7 protein-coding genes are annotated in these 13059 nt (G+C 43.5%); 3 read left to right on the forward strand and 4 right to left on the reverse strand.

Annotation, left to right across the window (positions count from 1 at the left end):
• Window positions 1-314: 314 nt before the first annotated feature.
• On the forward strand, window positions 315-2243 hold the full coding sequence (locus tag NC997_RS09475; protein WP_190527006.1) for an alpha-amylase family glycosyl hydrolase: 1929 nt from the start codon (window positions 315-317) through the stop codon (window positions 2241-2243).
• A gap of 111 nt (window positions 2244-2354) precedes the next feature.
• On the opposite strand, the gene NC997_RS09480 is transcribed toward NC997_RS09475, so the two are convergent.
• The 3 genes from NC997_RS09480 to treZ form a co-directional block, all read right to left on the reverse strand.
• On the reverse strand, window positions 2355-3878 hold the full coding sequence (locus NC997_RS09480; protein WP_190527271.1) for a trehalase family glycosidase: 1524 nt from the start codon (window positions 3876-3878) through the stop codon (window positions 2355-2357).
• A gap of 100 nt (window positions 3879-3978) precedes the next feature.
• Window positions 3979-6777: a malto-oligosyltrehalose synthase gene (gene treY / locus NC997_RS09485; RefSeq protein WP_190527008.1), complete on the reverse strand. Its 2799-nt coding sequence runs from the start codon at window positions 6775-6777 to the stop codon at window positions 3979-3981.
• Between the two features lie 144 nt (window positions 6778-6921).
• Window positions 6922-8748, reverse strand: a complete 1827-nt coding sequence (treZ, locus tag NC997_RS09490; protein WP_190527010.1) for a malto-oligosyltrehalose trehalohydrolase — start codon at window positions 8746-8748, stop codon at window positions 6922-6924.
• Between the two features lie 275 nt (window positions 8749-9023).
• Between treZ and NC997_RS09495 the strand changes: the two genes are divergently transcribed.
• Window positions 9024-11018, forward strand: a complete 1995-nt coding sequence (locus NC997_RS09495) for an ATP-binding protein (protein ID WP_190527273.1) — start codon at window positions 9024-9026, stop codon at window positions 11016-11018.
• Between the two features lie 79 nt (window positions 11019-11097).
• Complete coding sequence (locus NC997_RS09500) at window positions 11098-12168, forward strand: low specificity L-threonine aldolase (RefSeq protein ID WP_190527012.1); 1071 nt, start codon at window positions 11098-11100, stop codon at window positions 12166-12168.
• A 28-nt stretch (window positions 12169-12196) separates the two neighbouring features.
• Here the strand turns inward: NC997_RS09500 and NC997_RS09505 are convergent, their stop codons facing one another.
• Entirely contained in the window at window positions 12197-12961 is a 765-nt protein-coding gene (locus tag NC997_RS09505) for a class I SAM-dependent methyltransferase (protein ID WP_190527014.1), read from the reverse strand.
• Window positions 12962-13059 lie beyond the last annotated feature (98 nt).

Here is a 13059-nt window from a genome sequence, read left to right on the forward strand (position 1 = left end):
TCCACGGTAGCCTTTAAAAGAGGGTAAAGTATTTTATAGGTTGGCTTTCTTCCTTCAATCCAACACCCTGTTCGGTTGGGTAAGACCTAATCCTTCAAACCAACCGCAGATTTCGTTGCTTTAAAAATTCCCACAAAATTATTTTATTTATCACGAGTTTGTCCCATTAGTCTACTATCTCCAGATATATATACAAAAAAGGAAACAATTCGTTAGATTTATAAAAAGTTAGTCTGAAGGCTTGAACTCCTTAGCCGGACAGCACAGACCTTTCCAAAATCGCACCTCTATCAACACTAGCCGCACTAAACTTTATGGTATCAACTCCTCCATCTCAAGCTTCGTCATCTCAATACGAAGTTACTAATTCAGAAGCAGAAATCGAGTCTTTGGTTATCGAAGCTAAACCAGAAAGTGATATTGATTTAGAGTTTCTATACACCAGAGATATTGAATTTCGCCAGGAAACCATTTACTTCATTGTTGTAGATCGTTTCTATGACGGCGATCCTGACAACAGCGAAGGGCCAAACCCAGAACTTTACGATCCAGAGCGAAAAGATTGGGGTAAATATTGGGGTGGAGATTTACAGGGAATTATTGAAAAACTAGATTACTTAAAGGATTTAGGAGTTACCGCAGTTTGGCTTACCCCCCTGTTTGAGCAAGTGGAAGCATTATTTGTTGAGCAAGCTGCAATTCATGGCTATTGGACGAAGGATTTTAAACGGATTAATCCTCGCTTTATTGGCAAGGATGAAGAACCTTCGCTCAATAAAACTCAAGATACAAAAGATACAGTTTTTGACAGATTAGTTGCTGAGTTACACAAACGCAAGATGAAACTGGTGTTGGATATTGTGTGTAATCACAGCAATCCAGATTTCAGCGGGAAGAAGGGAGAACTCTACGACGATGGAGTAAAAATTGCTGATTTTAATGACGATAAAGATAACTGGTATCACCACTATGGTGAAGTTACCAATTGGGAAGATGAGTGGCAGGTGCAAAATTGTGAATTGTCTGGTTTAGCAACTTTTAACGAAAATAACGTCGAGTACCGAAACTACATTAAATCAGCCATTAAACAATGGCTAGACCGGGGAGTTGATGCTTTACGGGTTGATACTGTAAAGCATATGCCGATCTGGTTTTGGCAAGAATTTAACGCGGATATTACCACTCACAAACCAGATGTTTTTATCTTTGGCGAGTGGATTTTTAGCGACCCTCGAAGCGACCTTTCGGTAGAATTCGCCAATGAATCTGGCATGACAATGCTAGATTTTGGTTTTTGTTTGGCAATCCGAGCGGCTTTGGCGCAGGGTGCTGAAGGAGGATTTCACCTGATTCAAGATGTTCTGGATCTGGATCATCGTTACTGCGGGGCGACGGAGTTGATTACATTTATTGATAATCACGATATGCCCCGCTTCCAGTCATTGAATCCCGATCCAGAGATGCTGCGGGTAGCGATCGCTGTGATTATGACCTCCCGTGGGATTCCCTGTATCTACTACGGTACAGAACAGTATCTCCACGATGATACTAACGACGGGAACGATCCATACAACCGTCCGATGATGGAAAATTGGGACACCGAGTCACGCCTCTATCGAGATATCCGGTTGCTATCAGGTTTGCGGCGATTAAATCCAGCTGTATCGATGGGGAGTCAATGGCAAAAATATCTAACGCCTGACGTTTATTGTTATGTACGCCGTTACCGCGATTCTGTTTTGTTTGTAGCGATGAATCGAGGGGAAGCTGTTAAGTTGGAAGCAATTGATACGGAGTTACCAGACGGCGAACATACCGATATTTTAATGCGGCGCAAGTTTGAAGTTACAGACGGAAAGTTGCAAGACTTGGAACTAGAGGCGCGGGATGTAATTGTCATCAGTCATGTTGGGGAACGCATCAAGGGGCAAACGATTGTGCGGGTGCAACTTAATGGTGTGCAGACACAGCCGGGTGAAACTGTTGTGGTAATCGGAGATTGTCCGGAGTTAGGCAATTGGGATATCTCTAAGGCGTATCCGCTAGAATTCATCAATACTAATACTTGGTTTGGGGAAATTCCCTTTGATGAAAGTGCTGGAAAATTAATTACCTACAAGTATGCACTGTGGCGTGAAGGTCAGGCACCCTTGCGCGAAAATACTGTCGGTCGCCGCTGGGTTATTGCCACGGAAGGGACAGTAAAATGGCGCGATAGATGGGCAACAGGACGGGAATCTTAATAATTTAAACGCAAAGGTACGCGAAGGGAATCCCAAAGGTACGCGAAGGAATATTTAACTTTGTGTACCTTGGTGATTTCCTTTTACTAACTCTGCGTTATAAATTTTCAGTTATTCTAATGTTGATAACAGTTCGAGGAAGACTCCGTTTGTCCAACCAAAGCCAATTTCGTTGGAACTGTAGCCAAAGAGAATTTCATGGGAAACATTGGCGGAGCAATTACAAACGTCATATTTTTCTACCAGCGTTCCGTATTTTTCAAACTCTTGCGCTAGCAGAGATATAAACTTTTTCGCTAAACGATCGGCGTCTTGGTGATAACCATAGCGATGAAGTCCTTGAACTGCAATTAACTGTAAAGGTGCCCAACCAAAGGGAGCATCCCATTGATTTCCGGTTACATGAGTGCTGGTGAGTAATCCTCCCGGTGCCTCAAATTCGGGTAAATTTTCAACCACTCTTTTGGCTTGTTCTTCAGATGCAATTCCAGCCCACAAAGGATAAAATGTGGTGGCAAATTCGTAGGGGCGACGCTTGCCAGTATGGAAGTTGTAATCAAAGTAAAGTCCAGCTTCTTCATCCCAAAGAAATCGGTCAATTAATTTGTGGCGGTTGCGAGCGCGATCGCGCCACTGATGAGCAATTTCTTCATATCCCAAAATATCGTTTATCTGAGCGGTATCTTGCTCTGTTTTATAAAGCAAAACATTCAAGCAAACAGGCGCATAGTGAATAATATCTACACTAAATGGGCCAAAACGGTTGCTGATGTCAAACCCAGATTCTCGCATGGAACGATCGCCTTTGTAAAATAAATCAGTTAAGCGATCGCTCTGGCGGTCATAATACAAGTTGACATCGTAAGCCTCGATTGCAAAAGTTCGGTAATATTCCCGTACCCGGTCATAATGCGTTCTCCCTTCTTCATCCCGCTCGGAAATTAACACTTCCGGCGCTGGACCTTCACCTAATGCAAAATAGCGCGAAAGTCCGGTTGCTTGATTCAGGTGGGGGGGTAATGTCCAATAGTAGTAAAAACGTTCAACGGTTGGCAGTACTGATTGCAGCCAGTCCCGATCCTGCGTGTGCTGGAAGAGAGCCAAAATCATCGGCGTAAGGACGGGAGGTTGCGATCGCGTCAGCATATAGGTACGATTGGCATTCAAAATCGTGCCGTAATGCTCAATTTCATAAATTAGCTGTTCCACCAAGCTTTTGGCTAATTCTATTTCTCCATCTCGCAACAATCCTAACTGGATAAAATAGCTATCCCAGCCGTACATCTCATTAAAACGACCGCCCGGAACCACATAGGCATGAGGTAAATAGAGCAACCCGTGATCTTCAATTTGATCAACTTCTGCCGGTAACGTGCGAATTTCAATTTGATTAAATTCTTCGTTGCTCAAAACTTCCCGCAAAGATGCCTCAATGAGCGCTCGATCTTCTGATTGCGAGACATAGATAGGCCAACCTTTACCAGGAATATGACCAATTTTCGGGTCGCGGGCAGCATCCAAAATATGCTCGTGAGAGCGATAGAGGGTTTTCCAAGTTTTTTTAATGTAGGATTTTACTGCCTGAATTTGTTCTAGGGAGGGAAACAATTCGGTTTGAGGTAATGATTGATTAATCACGATTTTTCCTTAGTATTTGTAATAAATCTGTCTGTTGCCCCCCGATCGATGGGGGGCAACAGTATCTGATGTCCAGTATGACAAAGGGGAATCGATATTAGCGATCGCTTTCGCTAATTAATAAAGCTACCGGAAAGTGTTTTAAGGCGTCCCCAATCAACACCGTGCCATTCGCGCTCAGGGACTGAGAAGTAATTGCATCTTTCATTGCAGATGGCATTCCCTGCGGTAGCTTCAACTGGGTGTCACCCCATACTTTGCCCAAAGGATATTCTCCTTCTTGGACAACGTTCGTCAGCAATCGCGGGACAATTGTAATTGCCACCCGATTTTCATAACTTCTGGCAAAAGCAACAATCCGCTCCTGAAACTTTCCATTCACTTCTAGCGGTACATAATCTCCTTTTTGGAAAACTGCCAAATTTTGTTTTCTTGCCTCTAAAACCCTAGCTATCAAGAAAAGCTTAATTCTTCCATCCTCCTTACTCGTAAATAGCTCATCGATCAGCTTCAGAACATCTGCCTTAGCTTTCTCTTTAATCTCTTTAAGGAATGCTAGCCGCTGCTCAAAGTCCACTGGACGCCGATTATCTGGGTCTACTAAACTCAGCTCCCATAACTCCGTTCCTTGATAAAAATCAGGTACACCAGAAGCGGTAATTTTTAGCAAAGTTTGAGAGAGAGAATTGAAAATTCCGTAGTAAGCTATCGATTGTTGGAAGGGCAGAAACTCCTGGAGAAATTGATTATCTGTGGAAGGCTTCAGGACTTCTTCGATAAAAGCAACAAAGCCATCTTCATAATCAGTATCCGGTCTGAGCCAAGCGGTGTGAACCTTAGCCTCTCGAACCGCTTTCACTACATATTCTTTCACGCGCTCTACAAAGTGCGATCGCTCACTTTCAGCAAACGGAAAAGCACCAACCAGCGTTTGGTAAAAGAAATATTCATCATTCTTTTGAGGAAAAACCCGACCCTTCATGCGGCGTTTTTTAGAGTCGTTAATTTTACTCCAAGTTTTTACCTGTTCTTCCCACTCATCGGGAATTTCTGAAAGCACATTTATTCTAGCTCTGACATCTTCCCCACGCTTAGTATCATGGGTTGCCGTGGCATTCATTTTATGAGGCCAACGCTCATGCTGCTTTTGGTTGAACTCGTGAAAATCTGCAACGCTAACCCCAAATTGGCTCGGATTTCCACCCACTTCATTCAGTGATAAAAGTCGGTTGTAAACATATAAAAGCGTATCCTCAATTCCTTTCGCCATCAATGGGCCAGTCAACTGCTGAAGTCTCATCACGAAGTGACGCTGTACTTCTCTTTGTTCTGCCTTTAAAGAGTCCTCCTCTTCTAGCAACAAGAGTTTTTCAATGTAGTTCAGTTCCTTCAAAAGCAACGGCACTTGCTCTCTAGCTTTTTCAATGACTTCCTTCACATAGAAGCGATCCGATTCTCTTAATCCCTCTTGATTGATATAAGTTCGATAAACGGGAAACAGTATCAGAATCTCAGCCAATGCTCTTTGCAGACCATGCTGAGTAAAATCGATTCCTACTCTAGAATGCCCCGATACTCGTTTCAAAAGATGGGCTAAATTATCTACATCTCCCGCCATATTTTTCTCTACAATCAGCCTTTTTTTATCCATGAAAAGCTGCTCGTAGGGGGTATTTAAACCTGTCAGTCTAGAGTAAATCTCAGTAAACCGTTCCTCGCTCTCAGTTCGGCAGAAAATACCGTTAACATAGTTTAAGAAGTCATAGCCGCTGGTTCCCTCTATAGGCCAGTAAGCAGGTAAATCTTCTTTATGTTCCAGAATTTTTTCAACCGTAATATAGACATCTCCAGCTTTGTTTCTCAGCCGTTGCAAATATTCACTTGGATCGTAGAGTCCGTCAATATGGTCGATTCGGAGTCCTGTGATTGTTCCAGACTCAACCAACTGACTTATAAAATTATGAGTTTTATGAAAAACCTTGATTTCTTCGACTTTGACAGAAATTAATTCGTTGACGGTGAAAAATCTTCTATAATTCAGTTCTTCAGCACCCACTTTCCAAAACGAAAGGCGATAGAACTGTTCTGAAAGCAACCTATCAAGAGAATTAAAACTTTCTGGATTGCCCTTCTCCCCATTAAAAAACTCTATGTTGCTATCGATAAACTCCTGAACCTCTGGATTTTGGGTATAAAGTTCCCCCAAAAGTCCTTTTACAAAGGCTATCTGGTCATATCGTTCTTTACCTTTTGGTTCTACTAGCGTGTTTTTAAGCAGGTAAAGAATCCCTAGTAATTTAATAAAATCTGGATGATTTCTTCCCAGAGATTTAGCTAGTTTTCCTAAGTTATGAGTAATAAACGGGGCATAAGATTCTATTTTTACAGGAAGTTTTAAGCTAAAGTAGTTAACACTTAGCCCGCTTTTATCGTACTGGAGTTGAATTTCGGCATTTTCCAAACAATCTCCATAAAAATTCCCCAACATTGGGGCAAGAACGCGCTCTCTCAGGTTTTCATAAGGATGATTCCAGTCAATATCGAAGTAATCGAAATACTCGGAATTTGGTCCATTTTCGAGGATGTCCATCAAGAACTGATTTTGGCTATCATAAGCCATGTGGTTGGGAACAATATCCTGTACCCATCCCATATCGTAATTCTTGATTTCATTCACCAATGCTTCAAAATTTTCCGGTGTTCCTAGTTCGGGATTCAGTTGTGTGGGGTCAACAACATCGTAGCCATGAGTGCTACCTTCTCTTGCTTTAAAAATGGGCGAAGCGTAAAGATCGGAAATTCCTAATTCAGCGAGATAAGCAATAATTTTCTTGGCTGAATCAAAGGGAAAATCTGCATTAAATTGAATTCGGTAAGTAGCTGCTGGAATCCGCATGATGTAATTTTAATTCCTCAATGATTTTTCTAATTTTGTCAGGTGAACAGTGCTTGCTCTACAGTGACGACTGGCGAAGCAAAGCCTCAATCGTCTCGTTATCATCAGTTTGATAATTAGGATTGGAAGGCTCTGCCTCGTCTATTATCCTGCTATCTCGTAGAGAACAATACTCTGTGGTTTGATGGTCAATTCTTGGTTTGGCGTGAGTTTTTCCGGTAAAGTGGAACCAGAACCCATCCACTGAGTATCGGAAGAGTCTAAAATCTTTTGCCAGTTGCCACTTGGTAGATTAGCTGTAAAAGTGACCTCTTTTTGATTGAAGTTCATAATGGAGTATATCTGACTAGCTTCACTCCAACGCCGAAGGAATAAGATTTTATCGGCTTCAATTCTGGACGCTTCTAGGGTGTTTTTGTCTGGTTTCTTCAAAGCAGGAATTGTTCGGCGTAGATGTATAAGTTGCTGATAAAATTCCCAAAGAGCTTTGTGTTTTCCTTCTTTTCGTTTTTCCCAGTTAATCTGACACTTCTGGAAGGTTTCAGGACTTTGGGGATCTTGCATTTCGCCTCGCCCCACAAATACTTTAAATTCTTCTTCTTTACTCTTGCGAATTGCTTCAATCAAATCCTTATCTGAATGACTGATAAAGTAAAAGAAAGGCGCTTCCTCACCATATTCTTCCCCCATGAAAAGGAAGGGGACAAAAGGAGATAGAAAAATAGCAGCCGCAGCTACTTTCAGACCTTCTAAGGAAACAAGCTGAGATAACCTTTCTGCAAGGACACGATTACCAATTTGGTCGTGAGTCTGGGTAAAAACAATAAATCGATATCCTGGTTCGTCTTTGGAAGAACTACCATGACGGCGCTTTCTATGAGAAGCGTATTGTCCGGAGTAAATAAAGCCTTCTTTGAAAGATTTTTCGAGTTGTTCAACCTTTCCAAAATCCTCGTAATACCTATCGTTCTCTCCGGTGAGTAAGGTATGCAATGCGTGGTGAAAATCGTCATTCCACTGTGCATCTATTCCATAGCCGCCCACTTCTTTGGGTCGAATGACTCGGACATCGTTCAAATCGCTTTCGGCTATCAGATAAAATTTTCTACCTTGTTGCTGGGAAAAATTGGCAACTTGGTCTGCCATTTCCTGTAATAAGGGCCTAGCACCCATCTCAAAAATGCCCTGAATGGCATCTAATCTTAGACCGTCTATGTGATATTCTTGGAGCCAGTAAAGAGCATTTTCTAAACAAAAATTACGGACGCCATCGCTGTATTTGTCATCAAAATTCATCGCCTCTCCCCAATCACCGCGATATTTTGTAGTGAAGTAGGGAGCAAAATCTCGGAAGTAATTTCCTTCAGGACCTAGGTGATTGTAGACGACATCGAGAATGACTGAGATACCGTGTTGGTGACAAGCATCAACGAGTTTTTTTAATCCTTCGGGACCACCATAGGAATTCTGCACGGCAAAGGGAAACACCCCATCATATCCCCAGTTTCTCTCACCGGGAAATTGAGCAACTGGCATAATTTCAATGGCATTAATCCCTAACTCGCTTAATTCAGCAAGTCGGGGAATTATTGCCTCAAAGGTGCCTTCTGGAGTGAAGGTGCCAACGTGTAATTCATAGATAATAGTTTCATCTAAGGGAATGCCAGACCAATTAGTATCATTCCAGGCAAAAGTGCTAGTATCGATGACTTGAGAAGGGGCGTGTACCCCCTTCGGTTGGTATTTTGAAGCTGGGTCTGGTCTATCAGTTGTTCCTTCGAGTTTGTAGTAGTAAAGCGTTCCTGGTTCAATGCCTGAAGCTTTAACTTTCCAGTAACCTTCTTCATCCTGTTGCATTGTGAGAAGGCGTTCTTCAGGAGAAACAATTTGTACGGCTACTGTATGAAGAGTGGGTGCCCAAACGGTAAATTCACAATTTCCGTTGCCCAAGTAACAAGCGCCAATTCTCACCTTTAATTAGCCTCGCTGTTAAGAGTATTTTTTGCCTAATGGCGAAGTCGCGTTAACGTATCCCAGAATATAGTTACGTTTAGTTACGTAGAACTGCCATAAGGTGTATTTTTATTTACTCAATTAGCGATCGCGCATATCAGCTTACTGACCTCTGGCAATGGCAGAAGGCTAAAAGCCACGCTAGTAGAGTCAGAAATGACTGCCTCTGTACTTGTGGCTAAGCTTTAGTGGCATCTTGAAATAGGGGGATTGAGAAAAATGCTATGGAAACAATGAGGATTCCTTTTCAATTGATTTGGGTAGTGGTAGCGATCTGTGTGCTGCCTAGCTTGCTGAATTTGTTGGGAGTGGATTTTGCCTCACCGAAGCATCCCTTCGAGGTGCCAGCTGTTGTGGGAATGTCTCCCCGCGCATTTGTCGAAGCGATGCAGTACACGCTTTCCGGAAGCTTTCTGCACACCATTCTGGAGTGTAGTGCGTTCTGTATTGCTCTGTCCATTGTTATTTTGTCTTTGATTCACTTCAGCCTGAAGCGCGATGCTGTCACGCTCATAATTGGCGTGGCAATGTTTTGCGCGGGGTGCATGGACACCTTTCATGCTTTAGCCGCCGACCGATTGAGCCAGGGGATAGCAGATAGCCAAAACCTAATTCCTTTGACTTGGGCAGTCTGCCGACTTTTTAATGCTTTGATTCTGCTGGGAGGCGCGGGAATTTTTCTGGCGACGAAACCAGGAAAGTGGAAGGGAGGCGCGGGTTTTGTTGCGATCGCTAGTGTATCTTTTGCTGTTGCTTCTTATACAATTGTCTATTTCTGTACCCATAGTGCCATACCGGCAACTATTTTCCCGAACGCGATTGTCACTCGTCCTTGGGATGTCCCCCCCCTCTTGTTGTTTATCTTTGCAGGTATTTTTGTTTTTCCTCGCTTTTATAATGCTTATCCCAGTCGTTTTTCTTTAGCGCTAGCGATTAGCATGATTCCCCAAATTGCCAGTCAACTCCACATGGCTTTTGGGTCAACTGCATTATTCGACAACCATTTTAATATTGCCCATTTTCTCAAAATTATTGCTTACCTCGTCCCATTTATTGGCTTAAGTTCGGACTACATTCATACTCTTCGCGAAGAAGCCCTAACTGTTGACAAATTAGAAGCAACCCAAAAAATATTATTAGATAAAACCAAGCAGTTAGAACTGATTAATCTTGAGCTGCAAAAACAAATCGCTGAGCGTCAGCAAGTAGAAGAGGAGTTGCACCGCTCCAATGTTGAGCTTGAAAGGAGAGTTGAGGAACGAACAGCAGAAATTAGACAGACCAACGATCTGTTATTGCTTGAAGTTTCTGAGCGCAAGCAAAGTGAAAATCGTTATCGAGAAAAATCTCAAGAGCTAAAAAAGACTCTGCTTGACCTCCAGAAAACTCAAGCTCAACTGATTCAAACTGAAAAAATCTCCAGCCTCGGTCAATTAGTGGCTGGAGTTGCTCACGAAATAAATAATCCAATTAACTTTATTCACGGCAATATCAATTATGCCTGTGACTATGCGAATAGTTTGCTCTATTTGTTGCACCTTTATCAACAGCAATACCCCCCTACACCTGAAATTGACCAAGAAATTGAAGCAAGTGACCTTGATTTTATTATTGAAGATTTGCCAAAGTTACTAAAATCAATGCACTTAGGAATTGAGAGAATTCGGGAAATTGTTCAGTCCTTACGTTCGTTTTCTCGCGTCGATCAAGCGGAAATGAAGCCGGTTGATATTCACGAAGGCATTGATAGCACCTTGCTAATCTTGCAGTATCGCCTGAAAGCGATCGCTGGCGGTCCCACGATCACCGTGACCAAAGAATATAGCGATTTGCCATTAGTTGAATGTTACGCGGGACAGTTGAATCAGGTGTTTATGAATCTGCTGAGTAACGCGATTGATGCACTAGAAGAGTCAGTCGCTAAGGAGGAAATATTTTGTCTTTTACCCAGTATTAAAATTAGCACCGCTGTTGAAGACGAAAAGCTAGCGGTGATTCGCATTGCCGACAACGGCCCAGGCATGACAGAAGAAGTCCGTTCTCATCTATTCGATGCCTTTTTCACAACGAAACCAGTCGGGAAAGGTACCGGCTTAGGGCTATCGATTAGTTATCAGATTGTAGTAGAAAAACATAGTGGCAGTATGGAGTGTATTTCTGCACCCGGAGAGGGGGCAGAGTTCGTCATTAAGATTCCGATTTCGCAGAACAAGATATCGCAACTCTAAATGATTCCAGAAGTCGAGGATCTATGTCGGCAGAGGCGATTAGCATAGAGTTGAGTATTGAGAAACGCGAGACGAACAGATGAACTTTTGTAGCGACAATGTCACCGGGATTTCGCCGGAAATTATGGCAGCGATCGCTGCCGCTAATCAGGGTACCACCATGCCTTATGGTGATGATGAATATACCCAGCGATTGTCAGCCCAGTTCAAGGAATTGTTTGAGACAGATGTAACCGTTTTTCCCGTCGCCACGGGTTCTGCTGCCAATGCTCTCGCCCTGTCTGTTATGACACCCCCGTTTGGGGCGATTTACTGCCATCGCCAATCTCATATCAACCTGGATGAATGCGGGGCACCCGAATTTTATACTGGTGGCGCGAAGCTAGTGACACTGGATGGCGCAGATGGCAAGATTCACGCCGCTGACTTGGCTGCTGTGCTGGCAAAATCGGGCGCTGGCGTCGTCCATCACGTACAGCCTGCGGCTGTAAGCTTGACTCAAGCAACGGAGGCTGGAACGATCTATCAGCCAGAGGAAATTTCCCAGATTGCCGAAATTGCCCATACCCACAATTTGGGTTTACACATGGATGGTGCCCGTTTTGCAAATGCGGTGGTTAGCTTGGGTTGTTCTCCGGCGGATATCACTTGGCGGGTTGGGGTTGATGTACTATCGTTTGGAGCGACTAAAAATGGTGCGATGGCAGCAGAAGCCGTCGTCTTTTTTAATCAAGATTTGGCAAAAACTTTCGCCTATCGTCGCAAGCGCAGCGGGCATCTCTTTTCAAAGATGCGGTTTTTATCTGCCCAGTTGGAAGCTTACATTAAAGATGATTTGTGGCTGAAAAATGCTGCCCATGCCAACCAGATGGCTAAGAAATTAGCGCATGGGCTAACAGCGCTACCAGGAATGAACCTGTGCTATCTGGTTGCAGTAAATGAAATCTTTATTCAGATGCCGGAGGAAGTTATCCAAGGGCTTCTTGCCGATGGTTTCCAATTTTATCGCTGGGAGGGGGAATATTCATCAACCGTGCGATTAGTAACGGCTTTCAACACTAAGGAAGAGGATATCACTGCCTTGATTGAGGCGGCGCGGGCACACTGCAACGTGGTTTCTTCACCTCTAGTTTCTACCTTCAATTTTTAGTAGAGAGGGCAAAATTTCTTTCCCTAGTTTATGATTTTGTTCCCCGCAGGAGAGCCGAGTATTCGCAAAATGAACGCTGCGGCGCACCCACAATGGAGAATACCGATTTTGCTTGTGAAGAAGCATTATCCAGTAATATTTCCAGTTCTTGAACTGCTTCTGGTGGTGTCTGCTGTCGTGCTGTCCAATCTGCAAAATCAATCGGTAGGTGCCACTGTTGCATCGCGGTGAAGGGCATCCCAATACTTTCGCCAGCCGCTTGCCACTCCGATATCATCCAATCCCAACTATGAGAAGGATCGCGTAGTTTTTCCACCTGATTGATAAACTCTGCCAGTGCAATATCTTCCGGTGAAATAATGTCCACAACCACAAACTTTCCACCCGCTTTCAACACTCGAAAAACCTCATTTAGCGCGGGTGTCAAGCTGGGGAAGTGATGGGCGACATAGCGGCAAGTCACAATATCAAACTGCTCATTTGAAAAGGGGAGTGCTGTAACATTGGCTTCCTGAAAATGCACGTTATTTAAGCCTCGTGCCATTGCTTGCCGCGATGCCTCTATTAACATTTTCTGGCTTAAGTCGATGCCAATCACTTCGCGGACATGAGGGGCGAAAGCAAACCCCGTATGTCCTGCCGCACACCCTACATCAAGTACACTCATCTCTGATGTTGGTTCACCTGCCTGCACCATCAGCTCCAGATCGTGCCCTTGTGCGAAAATGGGTGATGTACTGTATGCATTTGCTGCACGGTCAAATTGCTCTCGGATTGCTTCTTCTGGCTGCATTTTTGGCTCCTAAAATAGGTGTGGACAGGATAGAAATTCGGTGGAATTGGTATTTTTAGCTCTAAGCCAATCGGATTGAGAAGCGATCGCTTTCTGTG

Origin of the sequence: Trichocoleus sp. DQ-A2, from assembly GCF_039961915.1 — a bacterium.
GTDB lineage: Bacteria > Cyanobacteriota > Cyanobacteriia > Cyanobacteriales > FACHB-T130 > FACHB-T130.

What these genes read in the sequence shown, in the direction of transcription:
- NC997_RS09475 (WP_190527006.1), top strand. Translation starts at nt 315, where the DNA reads ATGGTATCAACTCCTCCATCTCAAGCTTCGTCATCTCAATACGAAGTT.
- treY (WP_190527008.1), bottom strand. Translation starts at nt 6,777, where the DNA reads ATGCGGATTCCAGCAGCTACTTACCGAATTCAATTTAATGCAGATTTT.
- NC997_RS09495 (WP_190527273.1), top strand. Translation starts at nt 9,024, where the DNA reads ATGAGGATTCCTTTTCAATTGATTTGGGTAGTGGTAGCGATCTGTGTG.
- NC997_RS09500 (WP_190527012.1), top strand. Translation starts at nt 11,098, where the DNA reads ATGAACTTTTGTAGCGACAATGTCACCGGGATTTCGCCGGAAATTATG.
- NC997_RS09505 (WP_190527014.1), bottom strand. Translation starts at nt 12,961, where the DNA reads ATGCAGCCAGAAGAAGCAATCCGAGAGCAATTTGACCGTGCAGCAAAT.